This is a genomic window from Cryobacterium aureum, from assembly GCF_002954245.1.
Classification (GTDB): Bacteria; Actinomycetota; Actinomycetes; order Actinomycetales; family Microbacteriaceae; genus Cryobacterium; species Cryobacterium aureum.
Genome location: NZ_PPTG01000029.1, coordinates 145,924 through 160,735 on the forward strand (window position 1 = coordinate 145,924; position 14,812 = coordinate 160,735).

Annotated in this window: 15 protein-coding genes and 2 tRNA genes; 3 read left to right on the forward strand and 14 right to left on the reverse strand. The window is 65.4% G+C overall.

Annotation, left to right across the window (positions count from 1 at the left end; translation table 11 throughout):
- Nucleotides 1-61: 61 nt before the first annotated feature.
- The 9 genes from CJ028_RS11880 to serS all read right to left on the reverse strand — a co-directional run bounded on the left by CJ028_RS11880 (nt 62) and on the right by serS (nt 7,159).
- Nucleotides 62-703, reverse strand: coding sequence for an MBL fold metallo-hydrolase (locus CJ028_RS11880; RefSeq protein ID WP_105035447.1), 642 nt, complete (start codon nt 701-703; stop codon nt 62-64).
- Entirely contained in the window at nt 703-1,797 is a 1,095-nt protein-coding gene (locus tag CJ028_RS11885) for an S-(hydroxymethyl)mycothiol dehydrogenase (RefSeq protein ID WP_105035448.1), read from the reverse strand. Before CJ028_RS11885 ends, CJ028_RS11880 begins: the two co-directional genes overlap by 1 nt.
- Nucleotides 1,798-1,903: 106 nt before the next feature.
- A complete protein-coding gene (locus tag CJ028_RS11890) occupies nt 1,904-2,407 on the reverse strand; it encodes an SRPBCC family protein (RefSeq protein ID WP_105035449.1) in 504 nt (167 codons plus the stop codon).
- A gap of 22 nt (nt 2,408-2,429) precedes the next feature.
- The gene (locus CJ028_RS11895) at nt 2,430-3,155 is read right to left on the reverse strand and encodes a mycothiol-dependent nitroreductase Rv2466c family protein (RefSeq protein ID WP_105035450.1); all 726 of its coding nucleotides are present in this window, start codon (nt 3,153-3,155) and stop codon (nt 2,430-2,432) included.
- A 173-nt stretch (nt 3,156-3,328) separates the two neighbouring features.
- Nucleotides 3,329-3,419: transfer RNA gene (locus CJ028_RS11900), tRNA-Ser, on the reverse strand.
- 90 nt (nt 3,420-3,509) lie between these two features.
- On the reverse strand, nt 3,510-4,796 hold the full coding sequence (locus CJ028_RS11905) for an LCP family protein (RefSeq protein WP_105035451.1): 1,287 nt from the start codon (nt 4,794-4,796) through the stop codon (nt 3,510-3,512).
- A 65-nt stretch (nt 4,797-4,861) separates the two neighbouring features.
- Nucleotides 4,862-4,946 (reverse strand) — tRNA-Ser (locus tag CJ028_RS11910).
- A 120-nt stretch (nt 4,947-5,066) separates the two neighbouring features.
- Nucleotides 5,067-5,882, reverse strand: a complete 816-nt coding sequence (locus tag CJ028_RS11915; RefSeq protein ID WP_205684010.1) for an HAD family hydrolase — start codon at nt 5,880-5,882, stop codon at nt 5,067-5,069.
- Complete coding sequence (serS, locus tag CJ028_RS11920) at nt 5,879-7,159, reverse strand: serine--tRNA ligase (RefSeq protein WP_105035452.1); 1,281 nt, start codon at nt 7,157-7,159, stop codon at nt 5,879-5,881. The genes CJ028_RS11915 and serS overlap by 4 nt, the downstream gene beginning before the upstream one ends.
- 63 nt (nt 7,160-7,222) lie before the next feature.
- On the opposite strand from serS, the gene CJ028_RS11925 reads away from it, so the two are divergent.
- Complete coding sequence (locus CJ028_RS11925) at nt 7,223-8,218, forward strand: diacylglycerol/lipid kinase family protein (RefSeq protein ID WP_105035453.1); 996 nt, start codon at nt 7,223-7,225, stop codon at nt 8,216-8,218.
- Here the strand turns inward: CJ028_RS11925 and CJ028_RS11930 are convergent.
- Together CJ028_RS11930 and pheA are read right to left on the reverse strand one after the other, a co-directional pair.
- Complete coding sequence (locus tag CJ028_RS11930) at nt 8,207-8,662, reverse strand: hypothetical protein (RefSeq protein WP_105035454.1); 456 nt, start codon at nt 8,660-8,662, stop codon at nt 8,207-8,209. The two genes, CJ028_RS11925 and CJ028_RS11930, sit on opposite strands and share 12 nt — an antisense overlap.
- Before the next feature lie 24 nt (nt 8,663-8,686).
- Entirely contained in the window at nt 8,687-9,643 is a 957-nt protein-coding gene (gene pheA / locus CJ028_RS11935; RefSeq protein WP_105035455.1) for a prephenate dehydratase, read from the reverse strand.
- A gap of 35 nt (nt 9,644-9,678) precedes the next feature.
- On the opposite strand from pheA, the gene pgm reads away from it, so the two are divergent.
- The gene (pgm, locus tag CJ028_RS11940) at nt 9,679-11,295 is read left to right on the forward strand and encodes a phosphoglucomutase (alpha-D-glucose-1,6-bisphosphate-dependent) (RefSeq protein WP_105035456.1); all 1,617 of its coding nucleotides are present in this window, start codon (nt 9,679-9,681) and stop codon (nt 11,293-11,295) included.
- Here the strand turns inward: pgm and CJ028_RS11945 are convergent.
- A complete protein-coding gene (locus tag CJ028_RS11945) occupies nt 11,292-11,996 on the reverse strand; it encodes an amidase domain-containing protein (protein WP_161498970.1) in 705 nt (234 codons plus the stop codon). The two genes, pgm and CJ028_RS11945, sit on opposite strands and share 4 nt — an antisense overlap.
- Nucleotides 11,997-12,030: 34 nt before the next feature.
- The gene (locus CJ028_RS20970; protein WP_161498971.1) at nt 12,031-12,168 is read right to left on the reverse strand and encodes a hypothetical protein; all 138 of its coding nucleotides are present in this window, start codon (nt 12,166-12,168) and stop codon (nt 12,031-12,033) included.
- Nucleotides 12,169-12,360: 192 nt separating this feature from the next.
- Between CJ028_RS20970 and CJ028_RS11950 the strand changes: the two genes are divergently transcribed.
- Nucleotides 12,361-13,776 (forward strand): GH1 family beta-glucosidase, encoded by a 1,416-nt coding sequence (locus CJ028_RS11950; protein ID WP_105035458.1) that lies wholly within the window; start codon nt 12,361-12,363, stop codon nt 13,774-13,776.
- Between the two features lie 102 nt (nt 13,777-13,878).
- Here the strand turns inward: CJ028_RS11950 and CJ028_RS11955 are convergent, their stop codons facing one another.
- On the reverse strand, nt 13,879-14,802 hold the full coding sequence (locus CJ028_RS11955; protein WP_105035459.1) for an LLM class F420-dependent oxidoreductase: 924 nt from the start codon (nt 14,800-14,802) through the stop codon (nt 13,879-13,881).
- Between the last annotated feature and the right edge of the window lie 10 nt (nt 14,803-14,812).

Sequence of the window (14,812 nt, forward strand, 5' to 3'; positions counted from 1 at the left end):
GCTTACACTAAGTGCAACGACGCACAAAGTGCAAGACGAACTCGAGGGAGCTACTTATGACTCAGTGCCCGCGAGTGATCCACTCTTCGCGGTCGCGCGCCTCGTCGCCGATCAGCGTGGACTGACCGTGCCCGGTGCGCACCACGGTGGCAGCCGGCAACGTGAGCAGCTTGGCGGTGATCGAGTCGATGATCGTCGGGAAATCGCTGAACGAGCGGCCGGTTGCGCCCGGCCCACCGTGGAAAAGCGTGTCGCCGCTGAACACCGTGTCGAGTTCCGGCAAAGAGAAGCAGACCGATCCTGGCGAGTGCCCCGGCGTGTACAGTACCTCAAGCTCGATTCCGGCAACGGCGATGCGTTGGCCGTCTGCCAGCGCGTTCGGGCGCGTGCTCGCCGCAGCATCCGCTGGAAAGACCATCTCCCACAGCATGGTGTCGGCTGAGTGCAGCCAGACCGGGGCATCCGTTGCGGCGCTCACGCTGGCGGCTGCACCGATGTGGTCGTTATGCCCGTGGGTGCACAGAATGGCCAGCAGCTTGCGGTCGCCTACTGCCTTCAGGATCGCGTCGGCGTCGTGGGCAGCATCAATGACGACACATTCGGTGTCGTCGCCAACGATCCAGACGTTGTTGTCGAGGTCCCAGGTTCCGCCGTCGAGGCTGAAGGTGCCGACTGTGACGAGGTGGTCAATGCGTGCGCTCATCAGAGCACTACCACCGAGCGCAGCACGTCACCGAGTGCCATTTTCTCAAATGCAGCCTCGATCTCACCGATACCGATCTTCTCGCTGACAAATTCGTCGAGGGGCAGCCGTCCCTGCAAGTACAGGTCGGTCAGCATGGGAAAGTCGCGCTCCGGCAGGCAGTCGCCATACCAGCTCGATTTGAGCGAGCCGCCGCGCCCAAAGACATCGATAAGAGGGATTTCGAGCATCATCTTGGGGTTCGGCACCCCGACCAGCACGACCGTGCCGGCAAGGTCCCTGGCATAGAACGCCTGCCGCCAGGTTTCCGGACGGCCAACCGCGTCGATGACGACGTTGGCGCCGAATCCGCCGGTCAATGCCTGTACGGCTGCGACGACGCCAGCCTCATCGAGGTTCGACGAGTCGATGGAGTGCGTGGCACCGAGCTGCTGGGCCTTGGCGAGTTTCTTGGGGTCGCGGTCGATGGCGATGATGACGGATGCTCCAGCCAGACGTGATCCCACAATCGCAGCATCCCCCACCCCACCGCAGCCGATCACGGCGACCGAGTCGCCTCGGCCGACGTTGCCCGTGTTCATGGCCGCGCCGATGCCAGCCATGATGCCGCAGCCGAGGAGTCCGACGGCCGCGGGGTCGGCATCCGGATTCACCTTGGTGCACTGCTTGGCGTGCACGAGGGTCTTTTCTGCGAAGGCGCCGATGCCGAGGGCCGGGCTGAGCTCAGTGCCGTCGGTGAGGGTCATCTTCTGGGTGGCATTGAAGGTGTTGAAGCAGTACCAGGGTTCGGCCCGCTTACAGGCTCGACATTCTCCGCAGACGGCGCGCCAGTTGAGCACCACGAAGTCGCCGACCGCGACGTGGGTGACACCTTCGCCGATGACGCTGACCCGCCCGGCGGCTTCATGCCCGAGCAAGAAGGGGAAGTCATCATTGATGCCGCCCTCCTTGTAGTGGAAGTCGGTATGGCAGACGCCGCACGTTTCGATGTCCACGATGACTTCGCCTGGACCGGGATCGGGGATGACAATCTCGACCAGTTCGACTGGCGCGCCTTTCGAGCGGGCGATGACGCCTGTGACCGTGATGGGCATGGAACTCCTCCGTTCGAGGGGTGGCTAAGACTCCTCTCACTTTATCGGAAGCGTTCGAGGTACGACGGCCTCCTGGCAGCACGACGGGTCAGGACCGGGCAACCTGTTACGACTGGGCCCGCTCGCCTGCCTCGGTGGAAACCTCGGCGATTCGTTTGATCGCGGCGAGGGTTTTCGGGATGCCGTCGAGGGCTTGCTGGGTGCGGTCGGTGATCTGAGCGTGCGCCTCTTCGCCGAACTTCTCCTCGAACATGGCGATCCCGCCCGGCAGGAACTCCCACGACTCCGTGACCCTCGTCCCGGTGTCTGCGGCGGCGAAGCTAAAGCCCCAGCGCACGAAGCTACCGCCCACCACCCAAGCGAACTCGCGACCGCGCTCCGCCTTCTCGACCTCAGACCGGGTCTCCCAGGTCCGATGCGGGAGCTGGTTGCGCCCGGTGAACCAGGCACCGACCCGACCGGCCTCGGCCTCGTCGTCCCACCAGCATGACGTACAGACCGGGCTCCACTCGCCGGTGCGGGTGATATCAGAGATCATGTCGTAGAGAAACGCGGCCGACGCCTCGACGATGACTGACTCCTGGTGGCTGAGGGTGCTCGTCTCATTCATGCATTTACCCTAGCGGAGGAGGTCATTTCTTCTGCCGCCGGCTGCCGCCGTGCCAGTCCTCCTGCTTTCCGACCGTGGTCGCGTCAACTCCGAACGCGGCCAGCTGTGGCTGCTCGCGCAGGCTGCGCTTGAGCTCGGCAAAACCCGGGAAGCGGGCTAGAGCGACTACGTGGTCCCACAACTCGACGGCCGAGTCCTCGTCTGGTAGCCGGCTGATCACCGGCCCGAAGAAGGCTACGCCGGTGGGAGGCTCGAAATGGATGATGGGCGTGCCCACGTCTTTTCCCGTCAGCGAGAGCGCCTCGTCCGTCTCCTGCTGAATCTCCATGTCCCATGACTCGTCGTCGAGAGCTTCTGCAAGCTCGAGCGGCAGGCCCGCCTCGGCGAGAATCGGTTCCGCAAACTCACGCGTGCCGCGGAGCTCGCGCATCTCGGACTCGTCCGGGACTAGGGCGGTGTCGAAGATGTGGGCTCCGAAGGCGGCGTAGAGCGGTGCCATCGCCGCTCGGCCGTGCTCCGCTCGCGCCCGGGCAGCTACCCGCAAGAGCCTGAGTCCGGCGGTGTGGCCAGCTTCGTACTCGGGAGGGAAGTGCGCGTCGTAGTCGACCTGGGCATTGATGAGGCGCAACGAGATGAACCGCCAATCCACGGTGTAGTCGCGCTGCTCCTGCACCTGTCGCACCCACTTGCTGGTCATCCAGGCGAAGGGGCAAACCGGGTCGAAGTAGAAGTTGATGTCGGCGTCCATTCATCCACCCTAGGCGAGTGCCGCGAAACACGACCGAGTTCGACCTGCCTGGACGCCGTTGCGAAGCGCCTCGATAACGCTGCGGCCATTCAACTGTTGCCAAAACGGGTTTTTCGGGCAAAGGAAAACCCCTGAGTCCCAGTGTTTACGGGATTCAGGGGTTCGAATGGCTGCGGAGACGGTGGGATTTGAACCCACGGTACCCCGTAAAGGGTACTCCACCTTAGCAGGGTGGTGCACTAAGCCGAACTATGCGACGTCTCCTTGGTATCTGCTTGCGCAAACACACTCGTCCATCTTAGCCGTACCGCGGGCATCCGCTCTGACCATGAAAGAACGGATGCTCGAGCCCGGCTACCCTTGCTCGCTCAGCAGACGCCCGTTCGTGCAGGTGTAGTCGCCGGCCGTCTGGCCCTTCACCGACTCCGACAGGACAACACCGGGAGCCTCCGTGGGCACGGGCGCCTCGGTGACCGCCGGATCGGCTGCCACGGCAGGATCAGTGGTCGCGGCCGGGGCGGGAGCCGCGTCTACTGGAGCGTTCGGGTCGGCCACGGTGCCGCGGCCGGTGGTTCCACTCAGGGTCAGCGGCTCATCGGCAGCGACCGCCTCGAACAGGTCGTCGAAGGCCGGCTGACTGGCCTTCACCCCGCCCGCCACATTGCCGGTGGGCACCTGCGCAAAGACAACCTGGTTGAGGTCGATGTCCTTCAGCGCGATGGCAATGGATGCGAGGGTGGTCACGCTATTCAAGCTGTCGGACAGACGCATGTTGCCCGTGACCGCCTTGGCCAGGGCGTACACCTTGGTCGGGTCGGAGAGCGTGTCAGCGCTCTGGATGGTGCGCACGAGCGATGACATGAACAGCTGCTGGTTGTTGATGCGCGTCAGGTCGCTGCCATCGCCGAGGCCGTGGCGGGTGCGTAGAAATTGCAAGGCCTCGTAGCCCTCGAGCACGTGCTCGCCCGGATCGAACATTATTCCGGTGTATTCGTCTTCGATGCGCTCCGCTACGCAGACCGGCACGCCGCCGACGGCGGAGGACATGGCCATGACACCACTGAACTGCGCCTCGGCCGCAAACGGAATGGAGAGACCGGTGAGCTTCTCCACGGTCAGCACCGTGCAGGCGAGCCCGCCGTAGGTGAGTGAGGTGTTGATCTTCTGGCTGCTCATGGCGCTGAACGAACCGCCCTCGGGGTCGGGGCAGGAGGGGATGGGGACGTACAGGTCGCGGGGAAAGCTGATGACCGAGGCGTTGCTGTGGTCTTCGGAGATGTGCAGCAGCATCGTCACATCGTTGAGGTCGCCGGTGGAGTCCTCCGGGCCAAATGCAGCGTCCTGGCCGACACGGCTGTCACTACCGACGATGAGCATATTCACCCCGCCGTCGATGGCACCGATCGATGGAACCGGGCCGTTGGTCTCATTGGCGAGGTGCACGCTCGGCTGCACACTCGCGGCGACGTCGTAGGTCGCGATGGCACCGACAGAGAAACCGCTGACCAGAACCACGGCCACGCTGGCCGCGAGGAACTTCGCCACGGTCGCGGCGCCGTTCGATTTCTTCAGTCGGCCGTGACGGGCAACGGTTTTGAGGTTCTTGGAACCGTTCGAGCGGGGGCGAAGTTGGTCGCTCACTCATGTCCTCTCATCGGGTTGTTGGCTGGTCGGCCTGAGGCCACAGTCGTTGTGCGCCTGTAATGCGGAGGGCGTGGGATTCGAACCCACGAGACATTTCTGCCCACCAGTTTTCAAGACTGGCTCCATCGGCCGCTCGGACAGCCCTCCCGGTTGCCCACTCCCCGCGCGAATCGCAACGCGAACAAGAATTGGGCGAACTGGCCCGATTCTAGCCGATGGCAGACTGCACAGGCTGACAGAGCGGCCTGATAAACGGCTGGATGCTAGTCAGAGCGTGCGCAACACTGTGGCGAGGCCGTCGGTTACCACGTTGCCGGTGATCTCCGATGCGGCGGCAAGAACGTCATCGGGCGACTCCCCCATGGCTACACCGCGGCCGAATTCGGCGGCCCATTGCAGCATGTCAATGTCGTTGCGACCGTCGCCGACGGCCATTACCCGGTCGCGGGGAACACCAACAGACACCCGCACCCGCTCCATCGCCGTGGACTTATTGACCCCGTCGGGGGCAATGTCGAGCCAGGCGGTCCACCCGATGGCGTAGCTGACGCGGTTGAGCCCCATGCGCTCGACCACCTGGAGAAAATCCTCCATGTCGTGGTCGGGTGAGATGACGACCACGCGGGTCGCCGGGTGCTTCAACAGCTCGTCAAAGTCGACCCGTTCGCTATCCATACCGATCGTGGCATCCGGAATCGGCTCGGTATAACGGTAGAAACCGTGCTCGTCTTCTACCGCGAACCGGGCCGAGGCAAGGTGCGCGCGAATCGAGGTGAGCACATCGCGCGGGTCAAAGGTTTCAACCCATTCACGGCGGTAGCCCAGCGGCGCTTCGGCGTCACGGTGCATGGTGATGGCGCCGTTTGAACAGACCACGTAGCGCGGTGAGATACCGAGTCGGTCGAGCACCGGCAGGGCTGCTGCGGCGGAACGCCCGGTGGCCAGCATGACCTCGTGCCCAGCAGCGGTAAGCCGGGAGACCTCGTCGATCACGGCCTGGCTGATCGAGCCGTCCTCGTGCATGGTGGTGCCATCAATATCGAGCGCGACGAGCCACCGCTCGGTCGTTGACTCCGCGGTCACTTCGCCCCCTTCACCGGGAGCGGCGTGAGTACCTCGAGGCCGCCGAGGTAGGGCCGCAGCGCCTCGGGGACGCGCACCGAGCCATCCGCTTGCTGGTGCGTTTCGAGCATGGCGACGAGCCAGCGGGTGGTCGCGAGCGTGCCGTTAAGGGTGGCGACCGGCGAGGTCTTGCCCGTTTCGGTGCGGTAACGGATGTCGAGACGTCGCGCCTGGTAGGTGGTGCAGTTGCTCGTGCTGGTGAGCTCGCGGAAGGCGTTCTGGGTGGGCACCCAGGCCTCGATGTCGAACTTGCGGGCGGCGCTCGAGCCGAGGTCTCCGGCAGCGACGTCGATCACCCGGTAGCTGAGGCCGAGGGACTGCAGCATGCCCTCCTGCAGGGCGACGAGGCGGTCGTGCTCGGCCTCGGCGTTCTCCGGCAGCACGTAGGTGAACATTTCGAGTTTGTTGAACTGGTGCACGCGAATAATGCCGCGGGTGTCTTTGCCCCCCGAGCCGGCCTCGCGGCGGTAGCAGGTGGACCAGCCGGCATAGCGCAGTGGCTCTTCGGACAGGTCGAGGATCTCGTCTTTGTGGTATCCGGCGAGCGCGACCTCGCTCGTGCCGGTGAGATACAGGTCATCGGCGGGTAGGTAGTACACCTCGTCGTTGTGCTCGCCGAGAAAGCCGGTGCCGTCCATGATCTCTGGGCGCACCAGGGTGGGGGTGATGAGTGGCACGAAGCCGGCTTCGAGCGCGCGGTCGAGCGCCATGTTCATGAGGGCGATCTCGAGGCGGGCGCCGATACCCTTCAAGAAGTAGAAGCGGGTGCCAGAGACCTTGGCGCCGCGGGCCATGTCGATGGCACCGAGCAGTTCGCCGAGCTCAAGGTGGTCGCGCGGTTCAAAGTCGAAGACCGGGGCCTGACCGTGGGTGCGCAGGGTCGCGAAGTTTTCTTCGGCGCCGGACGGAACGCCGTCGATGATGGGGTTCGCGATGGTTTTGACGATCGTGGTGAAACGGGCGTCGGCATCGCCGGCGATGACTCCGGCGGCCTTCACTTCGGCGGCGAGGCTTTGCGCTTGGGCGACGAGCGCCTTCTTCTCGGCGCCAGGCGCCGAAGCTACCCGCTTGCCAAACAGGTTCTGCGCGGCGCGCAGGTCTTCGAAAGCCGTGATGGACGCCCGGCGTTCAGCGTCGGCGGCAAGCGCGGCATCCACCGCCCCAACGGAGTCGCCACGAGCCTCCTGCGAACGCTTGAAGAGGTCAGGGTTTTCGCGTAACAGCACCGGATCAATCACTCGGCCAGTCTACAAGCGCGAGTTGGCGGGCAAACGCGAGGCCAACCCAGTAGCCTAGGCCTCGTGAGCGCCTCCGAAAACCTCGCCCAGCACGCTGCGGTCGTCTATAACCCGGTGAAGGTCGACCTCGCTAAGTTGCGGACGAGCGTGACCATGGCGGAGCGGGCCGCCGGCTGGGGTATGACGCAATGGTTTGAAACGACCCGTGACGATGTCGGTCAGGCAGCCACGAGACGGGCACTTGACGCCGGCGCAGCTATGGTGCTCTCGGCCGGCGGCGACGGAACGGTGCGGGCCGTCGCTGAGGCGCTTCGTGAGTCCGGGGTGCGCATGGCCATCGTTCCATCGGGTACCGGTAACCTGCTCGCCCGCAACCTGCTGCTACCGCTCGGCAGCATCGACGCCGCAACGGCGATCGCGTTCAATGGTATCGACAAGCCCATCGACCTCGGAATCGCTATCGTGACCACCGACGCCGGCGCGGTTGAGGAACACGTCTTCCTGGTCATGGCCGGGCTCGGCCTCGACGCGCAGATGATCGCTCACACCCGCGATGACCTCAAGAAACAGGTGGGCTGGCTCGCCTACGTCGACGGCGTCGCGCGGGCGCTGCCGAAAGCGCGACCATTTCGCATCCGCTACAGCGTTGCGGGGCGCGTCGACCGACCGGCGCAGGTGAGCGCCATTCTCGTCGCCAACTGCGGGTTGCTGCCGGGCAATCTGCAGTTTCTGCCCGACGCGCGCCTCGACGACGGCATTCTCGACATTGCGGTGCTGCAGCCCAAGGGCGTGCTCGGCTGGCTAACCATTTGGCGCCGAGTGACCTGGGAGAACGGGGTGCTTCGCCGCTCGGCGGTGGGTCGACGCATGATTCAGGCCACCGAATCGTCGAATGAACGCGTGATGACAACACTACGCGGGCCCGATATTCGCATCGTCCTCGAACACGCGCAGGATTTTGAGCTCGACGGCGACGAATTCGGCCTGGTGCGCAAGGTGCGGCTGCGCGCCGACGAAGGCGCGCTCATCGTGCGTGTGCCCGCTGAATCAGGTGTCTGAGCGGCGCGACGTCCGAGACCGCCAGCGGATCGCCTCGACGAAGAGCAATCCGATGACTGTCGCAAGACCAACGCCGACCATTGAGGGCAAGACACTATAGGTCAGCTGTTGCAGAACGACTTCAAAGGGAATGTCATCGCTGCTAAAGCTTCCGCTGTTACCCCGGTAGGACTCGTAGATCGAACGCGCCTGCAGTACGGGCCCCGCGATAATGAGCGCCGGGCCGATCACCCACAGGGCAACGATGAACGGATTGCGCGGTTCAAACTGGTCGAGCAGCGCGCCGTCGTCTGGCACGGGCACCGAGTCGCGCTGGTCTGTGCCGACGGATACTTCTGGCCGGTCGGGAGACTTCGGCGCGAACAGCTCGGTCATCGCTGAGCTGGCGTCGTCGGGCTCGTAGCCACGCTGGAAGCGCGCATCATTGTTTGGGTCGACGGTCATTCGGTGGGCTCCCCCGCGATGTGCTTATTCAACGGGTTCCCCCGCAATCAAACCGCGCAACCAGTCGCGGGCTTCGATGAAAATGTCGTCGTCGTACCGCGAGGTGAACTCGATCGGGCGTTTGTCGGCCCGCGGATAGGATCCGAGAAAGATCACCTTGGGGCTGAATCGACGAAGTCCCAGCAGGGCGTCGGCGACCCTCTCATCGAGAATGTGCCCCTCAGCGTCGACGACGAAGCGGTAGCGACCGAGGGAATCGCCAATCGGCCGGGACTGAATCAGGCTGAGATTCACACCGCGGGTGGCGAACTGCTCGAGCATGTCGAGCAGGGCGCCGGAGCGGTCACTCGGCAGCTCAATGATCAGACTGGTCTTGTCGGCTCCGGTCGGCTCGGCGAGTTCGGCGGTCCGACCGACCAGTACGAAGCGGGTGACGGCGTTCGGGTTGTCCCCGATATTCGACGCGAGAACGACGAGGTCGTGGTGCTTGTCGATGCCGGGAGGGGCGATCGCGGCATCCGCTTGTGTGGTGTCGAGCAGGGAAGACGCGGCGGCGACGTTGCTCGAGGCGGGGATGTGCCCGTGACTCGGCAGGGCACGTTCGAGCCAGTTGCGGCACTGGCCGTAGGCGACCGGATGCGCGTTGACGACACGCACATCGGCCAGCGTCGTGCCGGGGCGGGCGACCAGCACGAAATTCACCGGCACCAGGTATTCGCCGATGATGCGCAGGTTCGGCACGCTCGCCAGGGCATCCTGCGTGGCCGTGACTCCGCCGTCGACCGAGTTCTCGATGGCGATCATGGCCGCTAGGCTCTGGCCGCTCACGACATCCGCGAAGGCCTCGCCCACGTTGTTGACCGGGCGCCAAATCTGGCCGCGCGCTTCGGGCACCTGGGCCAGCGCCGCTTCGGTGAAGGTGCCGGCCGGGCCGAGATAGCTGTAGGTCTGGGTCTGGGGCGGATTCGGCGAGTCGGGCATGGCTGACAGCCTACTGGGAGTGCCAGACTGTGCTCATGAGCCAACGAGCAGGAACCCGCGCCCAGGAATCTGATTTGATCGACGTTGATGGGCTGGTCAAGGCCTACTACGACCTGAAACCGGATGCCCGGGTGCCGGCCCAGCGGGTCGTCTTCGGCACCTCCGGACATCGCGGCAGTTCACTGAACATCGCGTTCAACGAGGACCACATCAGTGCCACGACGCAGGCGATCGTGGAATATCGCGCGGGCCAGGGCATTACAGGGCCGCTGTTCATCGGCACCGACCCGCACGCGCTGAGCGGCCCGGCCTACACGACCGCCCTGACGGTGCTCGTCGCCAACGGCGTGCGTGTGCTCGTGGACGAGTTCGACGACTACGTGCCCACCCCGTCCCTGTCGCACGCGATTCTGGCTTACAACCGGGCCGAGCACGGCGACCTGGCCGACGGCATCGTCGTCACCCCGAGCCACAACCCGCCGATGGACGGCGGCTTCAAGTACAACCCGCCGCACGGCGGTCCAGCCGACAGCGATGCAACCTCGTGGATCGCGAACCGGGCGAACGAGCTCATCGCCAATGGCCTGGACGGCGTGCTGATGAGCGAGCCGAGCGCCGTGGAAACCTACGACTTTCGCGGCAACTACGTGAACGACCTCGAGAACATCATCGACATGCGGGCCATCCGCACCAGCGGAATCCGCATCGGGGCCGACCCGCTCGGCGGCGCGAGCGTGGGTTACTGGGGCGCCATCCGTGACCGCTACGAGATCGACCTGGTCGTGGTCAATCCTTCCGTCGACCCGACCTGGCGTTTCATGACCCTCGACTGGGACGAGAAGATCCGGATGGATCCGTCGAGTGCGTCTGTCATGGCATCCGTTGTCGCCCACAAGGACGAGTACGACATCCTCACCGGTAACGACGCCGACGCCGACCGGCACGGCATCGTGACGCCCGACGGCGGCCTGATGAACCCGAACCATTTTCTGGCCGTTGCCATCGACTACCTGTACAGCCACCGCGAGGGCTGGAAGCCCGACGCCGCGGTCGGCAAGACCCTCGTCTCGTCGACCATGATCGACCGGGTCACCGGCTTTCTCGGCCGCGACCTGTGGGAGGTGCCGGTTGGTTTCAAATGGTTCGTACCCGGCCTGATCGACGGCTCGGTGGCCTTCGGCGGCGAAGAGAGCGCCGGAGCGAGCTTCGTGCGTTTCGATGGCACCGTCTGGACCACCGACAAGGACGGCATTCTGCTGGCCCTGCTCGCCTCCGAGATTCTCGCCGTCACCGGCAAGACCCCCTCGCAGCGCTATGCCGAGCTGGCCGAGCACTTCGGCGCTCCCTCGTACGCCCGAGTGGATGCCGCCGCCACGCCCGCGCAGAAGGCCGCGCTGGCCAAGCTCGACGGTTCCATGATCACGGCCACCGAACTCGCCGGTGAGAAAATCACCGATGCCTTTAGCGTGGCGCCCGGCAACGGCGCGGCGATCGGCGGCGTCAAAGTGACAACCGAGAACGCTTGGTTCGCTGCGAGGCCGAGCGGCACCGAAGACGTCTACAAGATCTACGCGGAGTCGTTTCTCGGCGACGACCACCTGGCCCAGGTTCAGGCCGAAGCCAAGGCGATCGTCGACGCTGCGATCGCCTAGGGAACGCTCCAATAGTAGGCCGTGCCGCCCGGATGGTCCACGGTGATCGCCGTGTCGACCGAGCGGTAGTCGGAATCCAGGGTGTGCCCGGCGAACGAAATCGTAATCGTGTCGCCGACCTTCTCGACCCTGGTGACGATGCCGGTGTGATCGCGATCGCCGGTGTTGTCCCAGTCGAACTGCACGATGTCACCGACCTTGACCTGGTCGCGCTGCTGGTCGGTGAGCGCTGTGGCCTTGCCGGTCTGCGCGATGTAGTTCATGAATGCGGTGGAACTGCGCCAGGCCGCCGACGCGTCGTAGGCGTTGCCGTTCTTCGGGCTCGACCAGACGCCGTCCATGGTCCAGCCCCGGGCGATCATGGCCTGGCTGGCGAAGTTGACGCAGTCGTTCTCACCGAGCACGCCCCACTCGGCGGAGTTGTAGGTTTCGAGCTTCCAGTGCGCGAGCAGGTAGTCGATCTGCGCGGCGACCGGGGCGCTCAGGGCAGGCTCCGCTTCAACCGGGGCCGCAGTGGCCGTGTCGGCGGGGGTGGCGCGAGCGGGTTCCTGCGTTGCAGCTGAGGCGTCGGCATCCGTTGTCTGCGCCGTCTTTGTGGGGTCGGAGGGACCCTCGAGGGCCTGCACAACGAGCGCGGTCGCGCCGACCGCGAGAACGGCACCAACGGCGCTCGTCAGGCCGAGTCGCTGCCACCTTGTCAACTGCACTGTGTACTCACTTTGTTTTGAGGATTGACTAAACGCTGAGGGCGGCGCTCAGATAGAGGCCGATCGCCGCGAGGGCGACGACCACGCCAACGATGAGAACCCCGATCAGAAACCGGCGTCGGGTGCGGCGCTGGTCGGCCTCGGAGGGTTCGTTGTTGTGCAGCATGTTTCGAGCTTAGCCGCGACCAATATCGCAAGTCCTGAATGCCGCGTGCACAACTGCGGAGATCGTGTTTGTTGGGGCCGATTACTCGCGATTCCGGGCGCTATTCGGCCCGATATCCACATTTGTGTACCGGGGGCGCGGGAGGACCCCGAAGCACTGGTCGAATGCGCCGCCGCGGGGTACCGTCGTGTCATGTCGCAGATCGAACCCACACCGTTCACCTGGCCGCACGGATTTCTCTGGGGGTCGGCCACCGCCGCCGCGCAAATCGAGGGCGCTGGCCATACCGGCGGCAAGGACGACTCAATCTGGGACGCCTTCGCGCGTGTTCCCGGTGCCATCGCGGGCGGTGACGACCTCGAAACCGCGGTCGATCACTACCACCGGATGCCCGCCGACGTGCAGTTGATGGCTTCGCTCGGCCTCGACGCCTACCGGTTTTCGACCAGCTGGGCGCGGGTGCGCCCGGGCGATCGGACTGTGAACCCCGAGGGGCTGGATTTCTACTCGCGGCTGGTGGACGAGCTGCTCGGCGTCGGTATTCTGCCCTGGCTCACCCTGTACCACTGGGATCTGCCGCAGGCCCTCGAGGAGAAGGGCGGCTGGGCCAACCGCGACACGGCCTACCGGTTCGTCGACTACGCGAGCGATGTTTACTCCGCGCTCGGCGACCGGGTCACGCACTGGACCACCTTCAATGAGCCCTTCTGTTCCTCGCTGCTCGGCTACGGATCGGGCGCCCACGCGCCGGGCCGGCAAGACGGCCGGGCGGCCATCGCGGCGGTGCATCACCAACACCTCGCGCACGGGCTCGCGGTGAACGCGCTGCGCTCTGCGGGCGCTCAGAATCTAGGGATAACCCTGAATCTCACCAATGCCGTGCCGCGCGATGCCGCCGACCCCGTCGATGTCGAGGCGGCCCGGCGGCTCGATTCGCTCGCTAACCGCATCTTTCTCGACCCGCTGCTGCGCGGCGCTTACCCCGACGACACCCTGCACGACCTCGAGCCGTTCGGGCTCGCTGAGGTCATCCACTCCGACGACCTGGAAATCATCGCCGCCCCGCTGGATTTTCTCGGCGTCAATCACTATCACGACGACCTCGTGAGCGGCCATGCGGATGCCTCGGCGAGCGACTCCCACGCTGGTGGCGCCGAGCGTCCGGTGGGGTCACCGTGGGTCGGATCGGAGTACATCACCTTTCCCAGCCGGGGGCTGCCGCGCACCGCAATGGACTGGGAGGTCAACCCCGACGGACTGCGCCTGCTGCTCGTGCGGCTCGGCAAGGAGTACGACCGGCTCCCGCCGCTCTATGTCACCGAGAACGGCGCCGCTTACGACGACACGGTGAGCGCCGACGGTGCCGTGCACGACGTCGAACGCACGGAGTACATCGTGGCGCACATCAACAAGGTGGGCGAGGCGATCGCGGCCGGCGCAGACGTGCGCGGGTACTTCGTCTGGTCGCTGCTCGACAACTTCGAGTGGTCCTACGGCTACGAGAAGCGCTTCGGCATCGTACGGGTCGACTACAAGACGCTGCAGCGCACGGTGAAGGACAGCGGGCGCATGTACGCCAAGCACCTTGAGGCGACGCACGCGGGCTGAGCGGCCGCAGGAGAGCGGATGCCGCCAGCCGGCAGCATCCGCTTCTCGCGGCGCTCGTTAGAACTCGCGGCACTCGGCAGAGCTCGCGACCCGCGGCGCGCCTCAGCGCAGCTGCGGAACGACCTCGGCTGCTAGAAACTCGAGGTGCTCGAGATCGGACAGGTCCATGATCTGCAGGTAGACGCACTCGACGCCGGAGTCGGCGAGCGCGCCGAGCCGGTCAACGATCTCGGAGGCCGTACCGGCCAAGCCGTGCTCACGCAGTTCTGCCGGTTCGCGGCCCACGGCAGCGGCCCGGCGGACGAACTCGGCCTCGTCCCGGCCACCGACGGCGATCAGCGCGGCCGAATAGGTCAGCTCATCCGGGTCTCGGTCGATGGCCTCACAGGCCGCCCGCACGCCGTCGAACTTGGCCGCTATTTCAGCGAACTCGGGAAAGGGCAGGTTGAACTCGGTCGCGAATCGGGCGGCGAGTTTCGGGGTGCGCTTGGCGCCGCCGCCACCGACGATCACTGGCACCCGCGACTGCACCGGCTTCGGCAGCGCCGGCGAATTGACGAGCGTGTAGTGCTCGCCGGCAAAGTCGAAGCGGCCCCCGACCGGGCTGTTCCAGAGCCCGGTGATGACTTCGAGCTGCTCCTCGAGCATGCCGAACCGCTTGGCCGGGAACGGGATGCCGTAGGCGAGGTGCTCCTGCTCGAACCAGCCGGTGCCGAGCCCGAGTTCCACCCGGCCGCCCGACATCTGGTCGACCTGGGCCACCTGAATCGCGAGAATGCCCGGCGGCCGGTAGGTCACCGAGGAGACCAGTGTGCCCATACGGATGCGCTTCGTCTCGCGCGCCAGCCCGGCCAGGGTGGTCCAGGCATCCGTCGGGCCGGGCAGGCCGTCGCCGTCGCCCATGACCTGGTAGTGGTCGCTGCGGAAGAAGGCGTCGAAGCCGAGCCGCTCGGTGGTCTGCGCGACGGCCAGGATGTCGTCGTAGCTGGCACCCTGCTGGGGTTCGGTGAAAATGCGAAATCTCATGGGTTCTCCT